The 19,828-nt window shown below is 34.9% G+C and carries 20 protein-coding genes and 1 riboswitch; of the genes, 14 read left to right on the forward strand and 6 right to left on the reverse strand.

Annotated elements, in window-relative coordinates; translation table 11 throughout:
- The first annotated feature begins 5 nt into the window (after positions 1–5).
- Entirely contained in the window at positions 6–1,409 is a 1,404-nt protein-coding gene (gndA, locus tag MUA40_RS06360; RefSeq protein WP_016425138.1) for an NADP-dependent phosphogluconate dehydrogenase, read from the forward strand.
- Positions 1,410–1,503: 94 nt separating this feature from the next.
- On the opposite strand, the gene MUA40_RS06365 is transcribed toward gndA, so the two are convergent.
- Both MUA40_RS06365 and zwf read right to left on the reverse strand, forming a co-directional pair.
- A complete protein-coding gene (locus MUA40_RS06365) occupies positions 1,504–2,361 on the reverse strand; it encodes an AraC family transcriptional regulator (RefSeq protein WP_262569232.1) in 858 nt (285 codons plus the stop codon).
- 138 nt (positions 2,362–2,499) lie between these two features.
- Positions 2,500–3,984 (reverse strand): glucose-6-phosphate dehydrogenase, encoded by a 1,485-nt coding sequence (gene zwf, locus MUA40_RS06370; protein WP_016425136.1) that lies wholly within the window; start codon positions 3,982–3,984, stop codon positions 2,500–2,502.
- 155 nt (positions 3,985–4,139) lie between these two features.
- Here zwf and rnz point away from each other — a divergent pair, with 155 nt between their 5' ends.
- Complete coding sequence (gene rnz / locus MUA40_RS06375) at positions 4,140–5,057, forward strand: ribonuclease Z (RefSeq protein WP_126496528.1); 918 nt, start codon at positions 4,140–4,142, stop codon at positions 5,055–5,057.
- Between the two features lie 305 nt (positions 5,058–5,362).
- Here rnz and proC read toward each other — a convergent pair whose 3' ends face one another.
- Complete coding sequence (gene proC / locus MUA40_RS06380; protein ID WP_167732772.1) at positions 5,363–6,181, reverse strand: pyrroline-5-carboxylate reductase; 819 nt, start codon at positions 6,179–6,181, stop codon at positions 5,363–5,365.
- 87 nt (positions 6,182–6,268) lie between these two features.
- On the opposite strand from proC, the gene MUA40_RS06385 reads away from it, so the two are divergent.
- Positions 6,269–7,033 (forward strand): SDR family NAD(P)-dependent oxidoreductase, encoded by a 765-nt coding sequence (locus MUA40_RS06385; protein ID WP_016425133.1) that lies wholly within the window; start codon positions 6,269–6,271, stop codon positions 7,031–7,033.
- A 1-nt stretch (position 7,034) separates the two neighbouring features.
- On the opposite strand, the gene MUA40_RS06390 is transcribed toward MUA40_RS06385, so the two are convergent.
- Positions 7,035–7,946: an aldo/keto reductase gene (locus MUA40_RS06390; RefSeq protein WP_262569235.1), complete on the reverse strand. Its 912-nt coding sequence runs from the start codon at positions 7,944–7,946 to the stop codon at positions 7,035–7,037.
- Positions 7,947–8,025: 79 nt separating this feature from the next.
- Between MUA40_RS06390 and MUA40_RS06395 the strand changes: the two genes are divergently transcribed.
- The 3 genes from MUA40_RS06395 (at position 8,026) to xerD (ending at position 10,053) form a co-directional block, all read left to right on the forward strand.
- Complete coding sequence (locus MUA40_RS06395; protein ID WP_016425131.1) at positions 8,026–8,568, forward strand: NUDIX hydrolase; 543 nt, start codon at positions 8,026–8,028, stop codon at positions 8,566–8,568.
- 104 nt (positions 8,569–8,672) lie between these two features.
- Complete coding sequence (gene fur / locus MUA40_RS06400; protein ID WP_016425130.1) at positions 8,673–9,137, forward strand: ferric iron uptake transcriptional regulator; 465 nt, start codon at positions 8,673–8,675, stop codon at positions 9,135–9,137.
- 28 nt (positions 9,138–9,165) lie between these two features.
- Complete coding sequence (gene xerD, locus MUA40_RS06405; protein ID WP_016425129.1) at positions 9,166–10,053, forward strand: site-specific tyrosine recombinase XerD; 888 nt, start codon at positions 9,166–9,168, stop codon at positions 10,051–10,053.
- Between the two features lie 84 nt (positions 10,054–10,137).
- Here the strand turns inward: xerD and MUA40_RS06410 are convergent, their stop codons facing one another.
- Positions 10,138–10,647 (reverse strand): DUF309 domain-containing protein, encoded by a 510-nt coding sequence (locus MUA40_RS06410; RefSeq protein ID WP_016425128.1) that lies wholly within the window; start codon positions 10,645–10,647, stop codon positions 10,138–10,140.
- Between the two features lie 94 nt (positions 10,648–10,741).
- On the opposite strand from MUA40_RS06410, the gene MUA40_RS06415 reads away from it, so the two are divergent.
- The 6 genes from MUA40_RS06415 (at position 10,742) to MUA40_RS06440 (ending at position 16,686) form a co-directional block, all read left to right on the forward strand.
- Complete coding sequence (locus MUA40_RS06415; protein WP_016425127.1) at positions 10,742–11,470, forward strand: segregation and condensation protein A; 729 nt, start codon at positions 10,742–10,744, stop codon at positions 11,468–11,470.
- Positions 11,460–12,002: an SMC-Scp complex subunit ScpB gene (gene scpB / locus MUA40_RS06420; protein ID WP_016425126.1), complete on the forward strand. Its 543-nt coding sequence runs from the start codon at positions 11,460–11,462 to the stop codon at positions 12,000–12,002. The genes MUA40_RS06415 and scpB overlap by 11 nt, the downstream gene beginning before the upstream one ends.
- Positions 12,002–12,745, forward strand: coding sequence for a pseudouridine synthase (locus MUA40_RS06425; RefSeq protein WP_016425125.1), 744 nt, complete (start codon positions 12,002–12,004; stop codon positions 12,743–12,745). The genes scpB and MUA40_RS06425 overlap by 1 nt, the downstream gene beginning before the upstream one ends.
- Before the next feature lie 294 nt (positions 12,746–13,039).
- Positions 13,040–13,765, forward strand: coding sequence for a response regulator (locus tag MUA40_RS06430; RefSeq protein WP_037559271.1), 726 nt, complete (start codon positions 13,040–13,042; stop codon positions 13,763–13,765).
- Positions 13,749–15,491 (forward strand): ATP-binding protein, encoded by a 1,743-nt coding sequence (locus MUA40_RS06435; protein WP_037559135.1) that lies wholly within the window; start codon positions 13,749–13,751, stop codon positions 15,489–15,491. The genes MUA40_RS06430 and MUA40_RS06435 overlap by 17 nt, the downstream gene beginning before the upstream one ends.
- 442 nt (positions 15,492–15,933) lie before the next feature.
- A riboswitch (FMN riboswitch) is annotated at positions 15,934–16,076 on the forward strand.
- A gap of 64 nt (positions 16,077–16,140) precedes the next feature.
- Entirely contained in the window at positions 16,141–16,686 is a 546-nt protein-coding gene (locus MUA40_RS06440; RefSeq protein WP_167732774.1) for an ECF transporter S component, read from the forward strand.
- A 321-nt stretch (positions 16,687–17,007) separates the two neighbouring features.
- On the opposite strand, the gene MUA40_RS06445 is transcribed toward MUA40_RS06440, so the two are convergent.
- Positions 17,008–17,256, reverse strand: coding sequence for a ferredoxin (locus tag MUA40_RS06445; RefSeq protein ID WP_014613875.1), 249 nt, complete (start codon positions 17,254–17,256; stop codon positions 17,008–17,010).
- Positions 17,257–17,359: 103 nt separating this feature from the next.
- On the opposite strand from MUA40_RS06445, the gene MUA40_RS06450 reads away from it, so the two are divergent.
- Both MUA40_RS06450 and MUA40_RS06455 read left to right on the forward strand, forming a co-directional pair.
- Positions 17,360–18,304 (forward strand): helix-turn-helix domain-containing protein, encoded by a 945-nt coding sequence (locus tag MUA40_RS06450; protein WP_016425121.1) that lies wholly within the window; start codon positions 17,360–17,362, stop codon positions 18,302–18,304.
- A complete protein-coding gene (locus MUA40_RS06455) occupies positions 18,297–19,673 on the forward strand; it encodes a RecQ family ATP-dependent DNA helicase (protein WP_016425120.1) in 1,377 nt (458 codons plus the stop codon). Before MUA40_RS06450 ends, MUA40_RS06455 begins: the two co-directional genes overlap by 8 nt.
- Positions 19,674–19,828 lie beyond the last annotated feature (155 nt).

A 19,828-nucleotide genomic window follows, 5' to 3' on the forward strand; every position in this document is an offset into this window, starting at 1 on the left:
GTAAAATGACACAACAAATTGGTGTAGTAGGTTTAGCCGTAATGGGTAAAAACCTAGCTTGGAATATTGAATCCCGTGGCTACAGTGTATCAGTATTTAATCGTTCTTCTGAAAAAACAGATTTAATGGTTGAAGAATCAAAAGGAAAAAACATTGTTCCAACATATTCAATTGAAGAATTTGTAAATTCTTTAGAAAAACCACGTAAAATATTATTAATGGTTAAAGCTGGTGAAGCTACAGATAAAACAATCGAAAGTTTATTACCTTTACTTGATAATGACGATATTTTAATTGATGGTGGCAATACAAACTATTTAGATACGATTCGTAGAAATAAAGCATTAGCTGAAAGTGGTATTAACTTTATCGGCATGGGTGTTTCTGGCGGTGAAGTCGGTGCCTTAACTGGTCCTTCAATGATGCCTGGTGGACAAAAAGAAGCTTATGAGAAAGTGGCAGACATTTTAGAAGCTATCTCTGCTAAAGCGAAAGACGGTACACCTTGTGTGACTTATATTGGACCAAACGGCGCTGGTCATTACGTTAAAATGGTACACAATGGTATCGAGTATGCAGATATGCAACTTATTGCTGAAAGTTATATCATTATGAAAGATTTACTCGGTATGCAACATGAAGAGATTTCTCAAACATTCAAATCTTGGAATGCTGGCGAGTTAGAAAGTTATCTTATTGAAATCACTGGAGATATCTTCACGAAATTAGATGAAAATGGCGATCCGCTTGTTGAAAAAATCATGGACCAAGCTGGACAAAAAGGGACTGGTAAATGGACATCGATTAACGCTTTAGAATTAGGAGCGCCATTAACAATCATTACTGAATCTGTATTTGCACGTTTTATTTCTTCATTAAAAACACAACGTGTCAATGCTTCAAAACTTTTAAATGGTCCTTCTGCTTCATTTGAAGGGGATAAAGAAGCATTTCTTGAAAAAATCCGTCGCGCTTTATACATGAGTAAAATTTGTTCATATGCGCAAGGATTTGACCAAATGAAATCTGCAAGTGAAGATAATAATTGGAATTTACAATTAGGCGAACTTGCGATGATTTGGAGAGAAGGTTGTATCATTCGTGCGCAATTCTTACAAAAAATTAAAGATGCATACGACAAAGACAATCAATTACAAAATCTTTTATTAGATGATTACTTTAAGGATATCGTTACAGAATATCAATCTGCTTTGCGTGATGTCGTGGCAACAAGTGTTCAAAACGGTATTGCAATTCCTGGTTTTGCAGCAAGTATTAACTACTATGATAGTTATCGTTCAGCTGAATTACCTGCCAACTTAATCCAAGCACAACGCGATTACTTTGGTGCACACACTTACCAACGTAAAGATAAAGAAGGTACATTCCATACACACTGGACAGAGTAATCCATTTTGGATGATATCAAATGATTAAAAAAGAGACTCCGCAAGCAATAAGTTGCGAGTCTCTTTTTAGTATCTTTATTTGTAACTTCAAATATTACTCATCGTCAATATTGACTGGTACGCAAAGTTGCACTTTCGTAAATGGATCCTCAAAAGAAATCTCAAATGGATAAATTTCAACGTAAAGACTATTACGTTCAAAAGGTAAAGTCAGTTGTAAACTGGTTTCTATGTAATGCCACGCTTCACTCGTGACATAATCAATCTCTCCTTGTAAATTAAACAATGCAAATTGACGTTCAGCAAAGAAACGATCTTCTAAATGTGCAGGCAAACGCTCACTTGGCACACCTACAAAAACTTCCAAGCCCTGATCTAAAGGACAGCTTACAACAAATAATTCGCTAGGACTGCGATCATTATAACGTATCATATCTTTCAATCGGCCATCTGCTTTCAAATCCTCAAGAAAGTCAGTCACAATAAAATGATTATCTAATTCATTTGAAGGGATAAAACGAGAGTGCCCCACTAAAGTAAAGCCTCCCATATTATCGAGACGATAAGGAAGTGGGGGACGAGAAGTCGTTGATAATTTCAAATACAATCTTTCTTGCATTTTCAATTGGTCTTGCTTCAATTTAGCTTGTAACGGTGAAACCCCATGATAATCACTAAAATCATGTGCAAAATCATTTACATCTTCATAATGATAGCGTTTAGCCACATTGATTAAACGATTTGCACCTTGAATTAAATCTTTGGCAGCTAACGTTAATCGTCTCGCTCGACAATATTCACGAGGGGTTTGGCCTATAATCATCGTAAAAGATTGTTCTAAATGATAAGGAGAAATTTCAACGTATTCACTTAACGTTTGCAAATCAAACGATTCTAAAAGATGATCTTCCATATAGACTATAGCACGTTGCAACTGTTTGATAACGTCCAAAATTTTCACTCCCTATACTCTTAAAACTCACGACGCACGATTTTTCGTATCTAGTTATCAATTATATAACAAAAAACAGCTAAGTGATACTAAAACCGTATCTCTTAGCTCATTTTCTATTAGCCTTATGTTTTTAAATTATTGAATGTCATTCCACCATTTAAAACCATCTCTACTTAACAATAAATCACTATCTAACGGACCATCTGTTCCAGATTCATAGTTAGGAAATTCTGGTTCAAATTTGTCCCAAGCTTCTTGAATTGAATCGACAAATTTCCATGTTGATTTCAATTCTTCCCAATGCGTAAAGTTTGTCGCATCGCCTTTTAAGCAATCATACAACAAGTTTTCATATGCATCGACAGTATTCATTTTATCTTGTGCACTCATCGCATAAGACAATTGAACGGGTTCAGTTTCAATTCCTTGTACATATTTTTTACCGTTCAAGTGAATAGAAACACCTTCGTTCGGTTGAATATTGATAACAAGCAAATTAGAATCTAAATGTTTATCTTTTTGATAATAAAGGTTCATCGGAACTTCTTTAAATTCAACCACGACTTGAATGGATTTACGTTTTAGACGTTTACCGGTACGGATATAAAATGGAACGCCAGCCCATCTAAAGTTATCAATGAGCACTTTCCCAGAAACGAAAGTTGGCGTCTTAGAATCAGAAGCTACTTTATCTTCTTCACGATACGCTTTCACTTGTTGACCGTCAATCGTTCCACGATCATATTGACCTCTAACAAACTGTTGGCGTACTTCTTCTGGTTTTAATACGTGCATAGATTTTAATACTTTAACTTTTTCTGCTCGAATGTCAGCACTATTCAAACTAATAGGTGGCTCCATTGCCAATAATGCTACCATTTGTAGCATATGGTTTTGCACCATATCTTTCAAAGCACCGCTAGATTCATAATAGCCACCACGATCTTCAACACCTAATATTTCTGATGAAGTGACTTGAATATTGGAAATATATTTATTATTCCATAAAGGTTCAAACATCGCATTACTAAAACGTAAAACTTCAATATTTTGAACCATATCTTTTCCTAAATAGTGGTCAATTCTAAAAATTTCTTCTTCTTTGAAAGAACGTCGTATTTGTTTATTTAATTCTTCCGCTGATTTTAAATCACTACCGAAAGGCTTCTCAATGACTAAACGTTTAAAGCCTTTTGTGTTTGTTAAGCCAGAAGATTTTAGATAATCTGTTACGATGCCAAAAAATTGGGGCGCCATCGCAAGATAAAAGACACGGTTCCCCCTTAAAGAGAATGTACGATCTAAAGATTCACTTAACTCTAAAAGTGTTTGATAACTTGCTTCATCATTCACATCATGGGGTTGATAAAAGATATGTTGCATAAATTTGTCTAAATGTTTTGTATCTTGGACATGCGCTTGAATAGATGCTTTTACTTGTGCTCTAAAATCATCGTTAGTCAATTGACGTCTACCGATACCAATAATCGCTACTCTTTCATCTAAATTATCTTGTTGATAGAGATGAAAAAGGGAAGGGAATAATTTACGGTGACTTAAATCACCAGTTGCGCCGAATATGGTAATAAGCGCTGGAATATGATTATTTGTCTTATTCAAGATTCAAAACCTCAATTCTTTTTATATTAAATATGTGTACATTATAAAGCATATCGCCCATAATGACATACAATTCTGCTTTAAGCACATACAGTCAGATTTCGTTACCGATTCATCGGCAATTATGGTAATATAACGCTAAGGAGGCACGAAGCATGGAAATTACATTTTTTGGTACCAGTGCAGGGTTACCTACTAAAGAGCGTCATACACAATCTATCGCTTTAAAACTCGAGCCTTATTTAACAGATATTTGGCTTTTTGATGTGGGCGAAGCAACCCAACACCAAATACTCCACCATTCCATTAAACTCGGAAAAGTCAGTCACATTTTTATCACACATATGCATGGTGATCATGTTTTCGGCTTACCGGGCGTTTTAACCAGTCGTTCATTTCAAGGTGGAGAATCAAAGCCACTGACTGTAATTGGGCCAAAAGGCATTAAAGATTTTATTGAATACAATTTATCATTAACTTATTCACATTTAAATTATCCGTTACACATTATCGAAATAGACAAGCGTCTTGATTTAAGTATTAATCATTTTGAAGTCAATGCTAGGCCTTTAAACCATGGTATCCCTTGCTACGGATATCGTATTAAGGCACCGAATACGCCAGGAAAATTAGACGTTTCAAAATTAAAAGCGTTAGGTATTCCGCCAGGCCCGCTCTATCAAAAGATTAAGTCTCAAGATACATTTGAATATGAGGGCAAAACTTATGATGCGAATCAATTCAAAGGACCTGAAAAAACAGGGAAAACCATTGCTATTTTTGGTGATACAAAACCGAGTGAGCATGCACTTGAACTTGCACATCACGTTGATGTATTAGTTCATGAATCCACATATATTGAAGGCGATAAGTCATTAGCCAATGCTTATCATCATAGTCATATTGAAGATGTCCTTCAATTAATGGCAGATGGTCAAGTTAAGCATGGGTTGCTGACGCACTTAAGTGGACGCTACACTAAAGAAGACATTCAATTGATAGAAGCACAAATTCAAGCTGAATCTGAACAATCGTTTCAGTTTGTTGAAGATTTTGATAGTTATACATTTTAATAGCAATCTCGCTAACAATAAATTACGTCCGAGACATAAAATTCTTGAAAGCCTTGCATTTATGATCTCGCTGCGTGAGAGCTGAAGTCTTAACTCAATTTGGATTAATCGAAGCAGAAAGGCTAGAACAGGACAGCCGAAGTATACAGTCTGAGGCAGTCACCTTGGAAGGTAAAGTCATACAATACGAAGTTTTATCATGAAAATAAAGCGCTAAGACGATTTTCTAGTAAAATTCATCTTAGCGCTACTTATTTTAGAATTAATATCCTAGCCTCAATACTTATATATGAAACCTTTTATAATTACATATCATCTTCTTGCGCTGATAATTCAATACTACGATTGACAGCCGCATTCAAGCAATCTTCAAATATACCTTCTAAATTATATTCAGATAATGCATTTAATCCAGCTTGTGTCGTACCACCTTTTGAAGTGATATTTTTTCTTAATTGTTCCATGCTCAAATCAGAACGCTCAATCATCTTACTCGTGCCTATAATCAACTCGCGTATAGACTCTTCTACTTGAGCTCTTTCAAGACCTAATTTTGTACCTGCCATCACATATTGTTCGAACACATGATATAAAAATGCAGGACCACTTCCTGTTATTGCAGTGACTTGGTGCAAATGTGCTTCTTGAACTTCGATTGCAGACCCAAATGCATTGATGACTTCTAAAACTTCTTCTTTAGAAGTTGGACCAAAATTCGAAGAGAAACTCACACCGGTCACAGAATGGCCGACATGTGCATTTGTATTTGGCATAATACGTGCAATCGGAGCATGCGTATCAAGTTTTTGTTTAATATAAGAAATCGGTAGTCCTGCCATGATTGAAATGAATTTATTTTGATTATGAATATTTCCTTTAATGCGTGTAGCAAGTTGATCAAAATCGTGTGGTTTTGATCCAAGAAAAACATAATCGGCATCTTTTAATAAGGCTTCATCATCATAACTATATTGAATCCCTAAATTTTCTTGATAAGATTGCAACATTTCTTCATTCGTATGGTTCGTTAAATAAATATCCTCAGGCGCCAAAATTTTTGAATTAATAATACCCGTAAAAATAGCATGTGCCATATTGCCAGCACCATAAAAAACGATTTTCATACGACATTTCACTTCCTTATTTAGTACTTTTACATTACAGTTATTCATAACGTTATGGGAACGATTTAAAAGATAAAGGGTGATTTTATGCAAAAACCACATTTTATTATGACTGGTAGTACGAGTGGTCTCGGATTCGCATTGGCTCAAGCCATGCTTCAAGACTGCTGTGAATTAACATTAATTGTACGGGATATTAACAAAGCACGTGCGTACTTTTCAAATCAGAATGTGCATTTGATTGAATGCGACCTTTCTAATATCCAACAAGTACGTGAGATCAATCATCAATTCAACCCAGACATCCAATATGACGGGCTTATTCATTGTGCTGGTTTAGGCTATTTTAAATCATTGCTTGAGCATGAAGATGCTGAAGTAGTAGAGACTTACCAAATCAATATCGTGTATTTTGCGATTTTACTTAAACGATGCGCACCATTCTTTAAAGCCCATGCAAGTGTTGTAGGCATCAGTAGCCTCGCTGCATTTGCTACACAACCTTATGCTGCTCATTATGGTGGCAGTAAAGCAGCGCTTAATCATCTGCTTAATGCGTTGCGAATGGAACAGCCTAATTGGCACGTTATGACAGTAAACGTAGGGCCGATTCAAACACCTTTTCATGGTAAGGCGGATCCATCAGGGCAATATGCCCATCAAGTGAAACGAATCATGCTACAACCCGAATTTGTAGCAACGCAAATCATCAAAGCGATGAAACAAAAGAAAATTGAAGTCAATCTTCCGAAAGGGCTCCACTTAATGTTGAAATGGTATCAACTTGCTCCCAGATGGATTGAAAAATTTGCCAAACCTCTTTTTCTAGGTAAGAAAAGGAAGGGTTTTTAAGTTACATTTCCCAATGTTCTGCATAATGAAGGCGTTTGACAACATCCATTGCAGCTTGAAGTTGTTCGTTAGTAACCGTTGAATGATACTGTTGAATATTTTCACGCCATTGCTCAGGTGTACTCGCACCAACGATAATCGATCCTAATACTGCGTGAGACTTTAAGAATTCAAAGGCAAGCGCAGTAAGCTGAGGATTAATCTGTTGAAGCGACTGAATTGTTTGTTTCAATTCATCGAAACTGTAATCAAAAATGCCTTCTTTAAATTTATGATTTAAAGTGACTTCCGCTTTGTTGGTGAGCAATCCTTTAAAAACTGGGCCTCTAGCTAAAAGTTTCACACCTTTTTGATTAATCTCGTCAAGTAAATCGAGCGGGCGATTATCAATTAAATTAAATTGCGACATGATCGTTTCAATTTGGCTATGTTCCAAATAGTAACGAATAACATTAGGGCGTATAGATGAAATACCGTAGGCTTTGATCAATCCTTCTTGCTTTAATTCATCAAATGCACTAATCGTTTCGTCTAATGGATCTTCAATTGTTCCACCATGAAGCATGTAGAGGTCAAGTTTTTCTAAGCCAAGTCTTTTTAAAGATTGTTTCACATTATTTTTAATATATTTTTTTGAAGGGTCCCAAAAAGTTTCTCCGTTATCTTTCAAGTGATTGCCGACTTTTGTTCCAATAACAATATCACCGTTTTGTTGATATTTTTTTAATATTTTCCCAACAATCTTTTCATTTTCACCTTTATCGTAAATATCTGCCGTATCAAAATAGGTAATACCCGCTTCAATAGCTGTCTCTATAATTTTAGAAGCATCACTTTCATCTGTACCTAGACTCATACATCCCAATCCTAATTCTGACAAAGTCAGACCACTTTTCAACGTGTTTTTTTGCATGTTAAAGCTCCTTCCGATAAAATTTATGTATACTAATGATAGCAAACTGTGAGAAAAATTGAAAAGGGGCATATCACTGATGAATTTTGAAGAAAAAACAATATCAAAAGAAACGATTTATGAAGGCAAAATTATAAATGTAGAGAAACATGAAGTCCGCTTACCCAATCAAAAAACAGCCTATAGAGAAATCGTAAAACATAATGGTGCCGTTGCGATTTGCGCTGTAACACCAGAAAATGAAGTCATTCTAGTGAAGCAATATCGCAAACCTTTAGAACAAACATTACTAGAAATACCTGCTGGAAAGCTTGAACCTGGTGAAGATAGAAAAGAAGCGGCAATGAGAGAACTTGAAGAAGAAACAGGTTATCGAACTGACCGATTAGATTTGATTGGCGAAGTTTATGGGACACCTGGTTTTGCAGATGAAAAAATATCTATTTATTTTACGGACTCACTCCAAAAGGGCACTGTTCATTTGGATGAAGATGAGTTTGTTGAGAAAGTTCATTTTTCGATGGCCGATGTTAAAAATGCAGTAGAAACACATGAAATAGAAGATGCTAAAACACTGATTGCATTCCAATATCTATTATTACATTATAATCATTCTAAATAAATAACCGCTTTGAGTTGCTTTTTTTCTCAATTACTGGTAATTTATAACAAGTAAAACAATCAATTTGTAATAATTATAATTTTCAGTAGAGGGGTGAGGCTTCCGTGGAGGAAAGACTTAATCGCGTGAAGCAACAGTTACAACAGTCTTCATATAAGTTAACACCACAACGTGAAGCAACGGTGCGTGTTTTAATTGAAAATGAGACTGATCATTTAAGTGCCGAAGATGTTTACTTAAAAGTAAAAGAAAAAGCACCTGAAATTGGTTTAGCCACTGTTTACCGTACACTAGAACTTTTAGCAGATTTAAAAGTCGTGGATAAGGTGAGCTTTGGTGATGGTGTTGCACGTTTTGATTTACGAAAAGAGGGCTCTAAACATTTTCATCACCATCTTGTTTGTATGGAGTGTGGTAGAGTAGATGAAATAGAAGAAGACTTATTACCACAAGTAGAAGAACGTGTTGAAAATGAATTTAATTTTAAGATTTTAGATCACAGACTTACATTTCATGGTATTTGTGAAGCGTGTCAAAAAGAGGGCAAAGGCACGAAAGCGCAAATGTAATGATATTGACAAGAATTGAGGTCAATGCATGGAAGAAATTCGAGATGAATATTTAAGATTTATTCAAATAGAAAAAGGTTTGTCCAACAATACAATCGCTGCGTATCGTCGTGATCTTAACCACTATTTAAACTATTTGAATGAGCAAAAAATTACTCATTTAAATTTTGTTAATCGGCAAATCATTCAAGAGTGGTTTGGTTTTTTACATGACGAAGGACATTCAGCGAAATCCATCGCAAGATTCACTTCGACAATTCGAAGCTTTCATCAATTTGCTTTGAGAGAAGGCTATACGACGCACGATCCAACAGTCCTTATTGCGACACCCAAATATGATAGAAAGTTACCTGATGTGCTATCTATTGATGAGGTTGACCAATTATTAATGACACCTGACACTTCAAAAATTAACGGTTATCGTGATAAAACAATGCTAGAACTTTTATATGCGACTGGGATGCGTGTATCTGAACTTATTCATATAGAAGTCCAAGATGTCAATCTTATCATGGGCTTTGCAAAAGTGTTTGGTAAAGGAAGCAAAGAAAGAATTGTGCCTTTAGGTGAAACGGTCATCGATTGTTTAGCACATTATATACAAGAGATAAGACCACAATTGTTAAAACATACGACTACCCATGTTTTATTTTTAAATATGCATGGTAAGCCAATGTCAAGACAAGGCGTGTGGAAGATGATTAAGCAAGTTGGGCTTAAAGCAGGCATTACCAAAAGACTAACACCACATACATTACGTCATTCATTTGCCACACATTTATTGGAGAATGGCGCTGATTTGCGTGCGGTACAAGACATGTTAGGACATTCAGATATTTCTACAACACAATTGTATACGCATGTGACTAAAAATCAGATTCGTAAGATTTACCAAGACTATCATCCTAGAGCTTAGTACTTTATTCGAAGTTAGCGTTTGGGCTTTAGAGATGAAAGTATAAAAGGAATAAAACAGAAGTTCATTTAAGAATCATCTGTTTTATTCCTTTTTTCTTTGTGTAAGTGCGTGGTGACGTGCTGCGATAACCTCTGTCCGATCTCTCAGTTGATGATGATGTAAAATATAAGGCGTACTGACAACATGCTTCGTTACACAATAATTCGGAAACTCACTTTCAATTTGTTGTTCCATTTCTTCTGTCAGAGGCAGTTGAATCGGAGAAAAAGGGATTTCTAGAGAAGTCGCGCTTATTAAATGCTTTAATACTTCCTTATATTCTGCAATATTTAAACCTAAATATACCAGTTCATTCGGTTTATAGGATTGAATGATTTGATAAGCTTTATTAAAGGTTTTGTGGGCGCCTTTATAGTTACCTCTACGATAGTGATAACATCCTGTAGCCAATAGGATTAAACTTACAACCGCATCTTGTTTCGTAAACTCAGATTGTAGTTTCCACGCCTCCTCTAAAATATCATGGCATAAAAAATAATGCTGTTCATAATGAAATTGATAATAAAAATGAACTAAATCACTTTCTTTCATTTTATCACTCCAAAAATTTATTGTTATACATAAACATGCTATAATATTTTTTGTTATTATGCACATGACTTGCAATATGAAATGAGGATCATCCATGTATGAAGTAAAACTTGATGCCTTTAACGGGCCGCTGGATTTGTTGTTGCACTTGATCAATGAATTCGAAATTGATATCTATGATATTCCTATGCGTGAATTAACAGAGCAATATATGCAGTACGTTCATGCAATGAAGCAACTCGAAATTAATATCGCAAGTGAATATTTGTTAATGGCTTCTGAACTCTTAATGATTAAAAGTAAAATGTTATTACCTGACACACCCCAAGAGGATTTATTAGAAGAGGATCCACGTGACGAACTTGTTGAAAAATTAATTGAATATCAAAACTACAAAGCCTATTCTGAAATGTTAAACGAGCAACGCGAACTTCGTGCGCATTATTACACAAAAGCGCCGACAGATTTGTCACATTATGAGCAATCTGAGCGCATGTCACCCGATACTCAAATCGATTTAACCGAGTTAATCGTTGCATATCAAAAAATGAAAACCCGTGTTGCACTTAAGAAGCCAACAACAGTAGATATAAGAAAAGAAACGTATACGATTCAACAATCGACCCAGCACATATATGATCAGTTAAAAACATCTACTCGCATTTCGTTTTTTGACTTGTTTACATTTCATGAATCGATTGAACATGTCGTCACGCATTTCTTAGCTTTGTTAGAAATGTCCAAAAATGGCATCATTCAATTACAACAAGTTCAAGCATTTCAGAATATCGAAATCAGTAAAGGGGTTAATTATGACACTTAATACAATAGAAGCACTTGCCGCAATTTTGTATACAGTCGGTGAAGATGGCATTGATGAAGCACAATTACTCGAAACACTAGCTGTTGATTCAGACACGTTAAACACGGCAATTTCTCAATTAAATTTACCTGGACTTGAAATCCATCAATATGGTAATCGCTTTATTTTAACAACGCAAAGAGAAGCTGAACCTTATATAGAGTCGCTGATTATTAATAAAGCATCAACAAAACTTTCACAAGCTGCCATGGAAGTCTTAGCTATCATAGCTTATAATCAACCTGTTACTAGAAATGATATAGAATTAATTAGAGGCGTCGGTTCAGATGGTCCAGTTAAGACGCTGATTGGTAAAGGTTTAATTGAACCTCGAAATAACCCTGAAGCCCGAGGTCAACAATTATATACAACTGAATTGTTTTTAAATGTGTTTGGCTTAGAAAACTTAGAAGCATTGCCTACAACTGATGAGGAAGAAGAGGAAATCGAATCCTTTTTTAGTCAGTTAGTGAATCAAAAAGGAGAATCATAATGAGCAAAGAATTAGAAAGATTACAAAAGCGGATCGCAAATAGCGGCTATACGTCAAGACGTAAAGCAGAAACATTAATCCAAGAAGGTAAAGTACAAGTGAATGGTGTTACAGTCACTGAACTTGGAACGAAAGTCCGCCCTTCCGATGAAGTCAGTGTGGAAGGGATTCCTCTTGAACTGGAAGATAAATTATATATTCTATTTTATAAACCTGCCCAAGTCATTACGAGTGTTTCTGACGATCGTGGTCGAAAAGTGGTCACTGATTATTTCGACGATCTTGAAACGCGTATCTATCCAGTAGGGCGCTTAGATTATGATACTTCCGGTTTATTATTGTTAACGAATGATGGTGCTTTTACGCATTTAATGACACATCCTCGTTTTAAAATACCAAAAACGTATGTTGCTAAAATAGAAGGATATATTTTAAGAGATCAAGTGAAGGCATTAGAAAAAGGAATTATGCTTGAAGATGGACTCACACAACCTGCAAAACTGAAAGTCAAAAAACAAAATAAAGAGAAAAATAGTTCTTTAGTAGAAATCACAATTACAGAAGGACGTAATAGACAGGTGAGAAGAATGTTTGAACATTTTGGTTTTAACGTTCAAAAACTATCTCGCGTTTCATTTGGACCGTTAACATTAAAAGGATTAGGTGCAGGAGAAGGCAGAGTATTATCACCACATGAGGTTAAATCATTGAGACAACTCGCTGAAAGCGGTACGAATCAATAAGTGAACACAGTCCGTTTGCGTGATACCATGTTTCATTGAAAACAAACCGTGTGTGGACGTCGTCTAATTGTTAAATCAAATTATTTTTCCTTTTAAAAGTGTGATGCTAACAAGCACATCTTATTAAATCTTTTGTTTTAAAAAAATAATACTTTTTTAAGATTAAAATTACAGGCATACTCTTTTTTATGGAATTTTAATTCAAATTCATTGTTTTATTATCAAGCAGATATTTCGATATGCTATAATAAACTTTAGGTTAGAAATGTCACCATGTGTGGGAGGTATGTCATGATGACTAATGAAATCTTAGTCGTAGATGATGAACATCGTATTAGAAAATTATTAAAATTGTACTTAGAAAGAGAAGGTTACGAGATAGCTGAAGCGAGTGATGGTCGCGAAGCATTAGAATTAGCAACGAAATACGATTATGCATGTATTTTATTAGACCTGATGTTACCTGAATTGGATGGTCTTGAAGTTGCGATGAAATTACGCGAAACGAAAGATACGCCAATTATTATGCTTACAGCAAAAGGCGAAGAAAATAATCGTGTTGAAGGTTTCGAATCCGGTGCAGATGATTATATTGTTAAACCTTTTTCACCTCGCGAAGTCGTTTTACGTGTCAAAGCACTTTTACGCCGGACACAATCAGCAACAGCTGAACAAAATGAACCTCATGCGCGTGATATGATTGAGTTTAAACATCTCACAATTGACAATGATGCGCATAAAGTTTTAGCGGATGAAACACCAGTGAATTTAACACCTAAAGAATATGAATTACTCATCTTTTTAGCTAAAACGCCAAATAAAGTTTTCGATAGAGAGCAATTATTAAAAGAAGTTTGGCACTATGAATTTTACGGTGATTTAAGAACTGTGGATACACATGTCAAACGCTTGCGTGAAAAACTGAATCGAGTTTCTGCAGATGCAGCTAAAATGATTCAAACTGTATGGGGAGTAGGCTATAAGTTTGAAGTTATTCAGTCGGATGAAACGACTCAATAATGTCGTTATAAAACTGTGGTTAACTATTTTATTAATAGTAACGACAGTTTTAATTTTATTAAGCGCTGCACTCATCACATTTTTCCAATATTATTTTACGCAAGAAACAGAACGCTCTCTCTATAAAAGTGCTGAAAATGTAAGTAAAGTGATTGAAAATAGTCACAATCGTAAAATAGCAATCGAACATAGTGAAGACCTATTGGAAAATAATAAAGGTCTCATTATCTTACCCGATCGCCTTCATATCAATGAGCATGATGTAGTTAAATCTAAAATGTTAAAAGAAATCAATCAACATGCATTATTTGAAAAAGTTTTAACACAAAATAAATCGAAACTTCAACATGTCATGTTTAATATTGATGGTAAAAAACATACTTTTGTATTGCTAGGGTATCCGTCGAAAGATTCAACCGGCAAAGCCTCTGTTATTTTTATTTATCAAGACTTAAAAAGCATCGATGAAACAAATAATATTATTACTATCATTATTTTAATCACAGCTGTCGTCTTTTTAGCGATTACGACCATTTTCGCATTTTTCTTATCAACACGTATTACACATCCTTTGCGTCAACTTAAAACGCAGGCAAGGGAGGTCGCGCGTGGAAATTATGATAAACGTGTACCCGTTCAAACAAAAGATGAAATTGGCGAATTGGCAATGACTTTTAACAAAATGAGTCGGAGTATCCAGAGTCATATCGATGCATTAGTCACTTCTAAAAATATTCGAGATACATTAATCAATTCAATGGTTGAAGGTGTGTTAGGGATTAATCATCATAGACAAACCATCATCTCAAATCAGCTCGCACAACGGATGTTGTCAGAAATGAACGCGCATGATAAAGAGATGTTCGATCAACAAATTGATGATACTTTTAAAAGTCAAAGTACAGAATTCAGAGAATATGAGATGAATCAACGCTTTTATGTGGTCATTATGAGTTACATTCATAATATTCAAACGAATGGTGAAGGCGGGCTTGTGGTCATTATCAGAGATATGACGAATGAACATGAGCTTGAACAAGTGAAGAAAGATTTTATTGCTAGCGTCTCTCATGAACTTAGAACGCCTATTTCATTATTACAAGGCTATACTGAGTCAATTGTTGATGGTGTGGTTACAGAACCTGATGAAATTAATGAATTTTTGTCTATCGTTTTAGATGAATCTAAACGCCTCAGTCGACTCGTTAATGAACTGTTAAACGTAGCAAAAATGGATGCTGAAGGTCTAAATGTAACGCAAGAAGTCCAGCCGATGAGTGATTTAATTAAAAAAATGGCGATTAAATACAGACAACAAGCTTATGAGCTCGATTTACATCTAGATTTTCAACTCGATGGCGAAATGGCCTTACCTTGGTATTATGACTTTGATCGTATGGAGCAAGTGCTAACTAACTTAGTTGATAATGCCTCTCGATACACACAACCAGGGGATACGATAGCTATTCATGCAAAATCAACTATAGACCAACAAATTTTAATCGTTAAAGATACAGGAGTAGGTATTCCTTCCGAACATTTAGAAAAAGTTTTTGAACGCTTTTATAAAGTTGATGCTGCTCGTAAACGCGGAAAACAAGGTACTGGACTTGGGCTATTTATCACGCGAATGATTATTGAAGCGCATGGTGGCCACATCGATGTTGACAGTCGCATCAACGAGGGAACAACCTTTACCATCACACTGCCTAAAAAGAAGGCATAAAGTTTAAAAAATATTTAAGTGCCTGTTTTTTTGTGTACTTGGTATTTATCACGCTTTAGTAGGCTAATAAAATTAGGGCATCAGTCGCAAAATCAATAGTGCTCAGATGATTTTAAATAGAAATCGTCTGAGCGCTTTCTTTATATGATAAAAAAATTTCGTGACTCTATTATAAATAGGCCTGACGAGCCAATCACCAAGCCTATTTTTGATACAAAAGGCGCGCAATCCTGCAATTCTCTCTGTAATTAGAAGCATCCAACCCCTCATAATTAAGAAGATAATGCGCTTATATCTGTTTTTACGTCAATGACACTTGGCAGTAAACGATAAATTTCAAATAAAACCATCCCATCAAAGAATCTTACTGTCAAATGATTGCAAAAACATTGTTTTGGGCTGCATTCTCATGTACACTATACTCATTAAAATAGAAAAACGAATTCATCTTCGGGGTAGGGTGCAATTCCCAACCGGCAGTAAATTAAAGCCTGCGACCTGCAAAAAATCAAAATCTTGATATTTTGTGGCTGATCTAGTGAAATTCTAGAGCCGACAGTAAAGTCTGGATGGGAGAAGATGGAGGTTTATTTGTGTTGCTTTTTAATCCTCCTATTCAACTAAGATGAATTTAATAGGAGGTTTTTTCATGAAACAAAAGCAAACACGACATTTGATTATTGTGGGAATGTTAAGTGCCATATCGGTGGTCTTAATGTTTATTAAATTCCCGCTTCCATTTTTACCACCGTATTTAACGATTGATTTTAGTGATGTTCCATCTCTATTAGCTACTTTTACTTTAGGACCCATCGCTGGAGTTTTAGTTGAATTAATTAAAAATTTACTTAATTTCTTTTTCAATGTGAGCGATCCTGTTGGGCCGGTTGCCAACTTTTTAGCTGGAACAACATTATTATTAGTGAGTTATTGGGTATATCAATCACGTCAAACAACACGTCAATTAATCATTGGTCTTATCGTTGGGACATTAGCTATGACTGTATTACTAAGTGTTTTAAATTATTTCGTACTACTTCCACTGTTTGGAATGATTATGAATTTAGCCGATGTAGCGAATAATCTTAAGCTTATCATTGCAGCGGGTATCATTCCATTCAATATCATTAAAGGTGCATTAGTATCAGTCATCTTTATATTGTTATATAAACGTATTGGCCATATTCTAAAATAAAAACATATTCAAACGAAGCACATGACTAGGAAGTCTGAGACAAAGTCTATTCAGCCTAGATGATTCTGCTTAACGTTGATGTTGTCATTAAACAAAAAAGAGATGTATCTTCTACAATTTGTGAAGACACATCTCTTTTTTATGCGAAAAATTTTAATGACAAGTGGAGCTGAATGCACATTTATAACTTTAAAATAAATAAGTTGAGTAGGATGTACAACATGAAAACATCCACTCAACTTCAGTCTATTCCTAGACATTCGATTGTTTTATATTTATATTAAAGACATCTTGTCTCTAGCAATCATCGCTGTTTATCGTCTACTCAAATTTGAGTGCATCGCCATCAAATGATTCCTCTTCAACTTTAATAGAATCAGTAGGGCAACCTTCAAAAGCATCTTCAAGGTCTTCATACAACTCTTCTGGTACAGGTGTTGTACCTTGGTTGTCATCTAAAATCACATATGCGATACCCTCATCGTCGTAGTCATAAATATCTGGAGCCGCTGCACCACATGCACCACAAGCGATACAAGTATCCATATCAACTATCGTATATTTAGCCAATTTTTTCGCCTCCCTTTTCAAAGTGCCACACTAACATTATAATTTTATTGTAGTTCTGTGTACTTAAATTTTCAATATATTCGTTTTAGAATGAGGTCAAATGATGAAACACTTAATTAATTATGCATATCATCATGCATCAGCCTATAAAACTAAAAAAAGCATCTTTAATATTATCATAGGAAAAAAATCTCATCAAACTTTTTTTGATGCGGTCTCTTTAAATCTATTGTCTTTATATGGTTGTGCACCAAAGCTTAAGATGCAAACTTTTGAACAAATCATTAAAGAAGAAACCATAACGACTGAACTAAAAATAACGAATCAAGTTACTTTTCCATGTTTACAAGCTTCTTTTAATGCCATACAACTACTCACACAAACTTATTCTTATGCCAGACACAATCAAATGGCTTTTCAACCGATTTCGTCTCAAACTGAAGTCCATCAAGTTGTAAAGCAAATTTATCAATCTGACCAAATAGAAAACATTTTATCTCAATTAGAGCAAGAATTACGTACGCTTTATCAAAACTTAGAAGCGCAACGAGAAAAAATATATAGCCATTATTTATTAACAGGTTTTGATGAACCGATGTATACTTTTACCCAAATCAGTATGATTGAATCTATCGAGAGTGAAGATTTATTCAAAATGTTTTATGAAGAACTTGTTCTAATTTATCTAATGATAAACGAAAGTAGTGACTTTCCTATACTTTCTCAGTGTGCACTGAGACTTCACGTTTCACAACCTGTACATCAGACGGCACAATTATTAAATCAAGGTTATAACCTCCAAAAAATTGCTCAAATTGAAGGTGTGAGAGAAAATACAATCGAGGATCATATTTTAGATTTATTTATGAAAAATCAAATGTATAACTATCAAGATTTTCTACATCATTTTAATCAAGAATTTATTAATCAATACAATGCTGAACCGTATCAGCGTTTAAAACGTTATAAAGAACGATTTGATAATATGTCGTACTTTGAAATTAAACTTGCAATTGTAGGGATTGCTAAAGGAGAATTAGATGCTTAAAGCAGCTTTAAAACAATTTTTCGGCTTTACATCATTTAGACCAGGACAAGAAGAAATCATTACCAGTGTGCTACAACATCAGAATACACTGGGCATATTACCAACTGGTACAGGTAAAACACTTTGTTACCAATTACCTACTTATATGAAACAACAGCCAACGCTCATTATCTCACCTCTTATTTCTTTAATGGATGATCAAGTGATGCAAATGAAGATGAAAGGAGAGCAAAAGGTTGTTGCCATTCATTCTGGTTTAGAAGATGCAGAAAAAAGGCTGTCGATCGCAAAAATAAAGTCGTCACGTTTTGTCTTTGTGAGCCCAGAGTTCATTTTACAACCACATTATTTCAACCAATTTAAAAATATTCCTTTTGGTATCGTTGTATTAGATGAAGTCCACTGCCTTTCTGAATGGGGGTTTGACTTTCGACCGCATTATGCTTTAATCGGAAAGATAACCCAACAATTTGAAAACGCAACTGTATTAGCATTAACAGCAACAGCGACAATTCATTTACAAGAAGACATTGAAAAGGTCATTCAACAGCCGATGCACAAGATTCAATTTTCAATGGACCGTCCAAATATCGCTCTATCCGTTGAATTAAAGTCTTCGCATGAAGAGAAAGTGACGTGGTTAATTGACAAAATTGCGTATTCTGGGCCAACCATCGTTTATGTCTCTTCAAAAAAAGTTTGCCTAGAACTCGCACAGACCATTTATCAAGCGGGCTATTTAACAGGGATTTATCATGGAGATTTGTCTTATCAAGAACGATTAACGGTGCAACAACAGTTTTTAAAAAATGATATTCGCATCATTGTAGCGACGAGTGCTTTTGGAATGGGCATTAATAAACCGGATATCCGGACAGTCATTCATTTCCATCTTTCTCCAAGTCCTTCTAGCTATATGCAAGAAATTGGACGTGCTGGTAGAGATGGACAACAAAGCCAAGCGATTGCATTGTTTCAACCAGATGACCAATATTTAATGGAAACTCTCGCAACAGGAAATATTATAAGAGAAATAGATATTCAACAATATGAACTCGGACAATTGATAGACTCAGAAATCATAGAGATTTTAGATGTTTTGAGCGAAGCCTTTACACTCGCACAATTACGTGCTATTTTCAAACAAAATGAAGAAATAAAATTGCGCGCTTTCCGTCATATGCATCATTATGTTTTAACTCAAAAATGCAGAAGACAACATCTCCTTTCTTATTTTCAAATGCCTAATGAAACCGTGTCACAATGTTGTGATCGTTGCGAAACAATCGAACCGATATATGAAAAAAATAAGAAAAAAGTGAAGCGAAAGTTAGATTGCAGTGAAAAATTAGAAAATTTATTTCATTAGTTTTTACAATGCTTTACACAGCGTTTTTAAAACCGCTATAATCAATATAAATACTTAATAGCTATTTCAATCATCGGGATATGTAAACGGTTGGTAAATTTTCTTTAATAATTGAGGTTATCATGTTTTAAATTCCTTAAATATAGCTATATATT

This window comes from Staphylococcus schleiferi, assembly GCF_025558325.1.
Taxonomy (GTDB): Bacteria; Bacillota; Bacilli; order Staphylococcales; family Staphylococcaceae; genus Staphylococcus; species Staphylococcus schleiferi.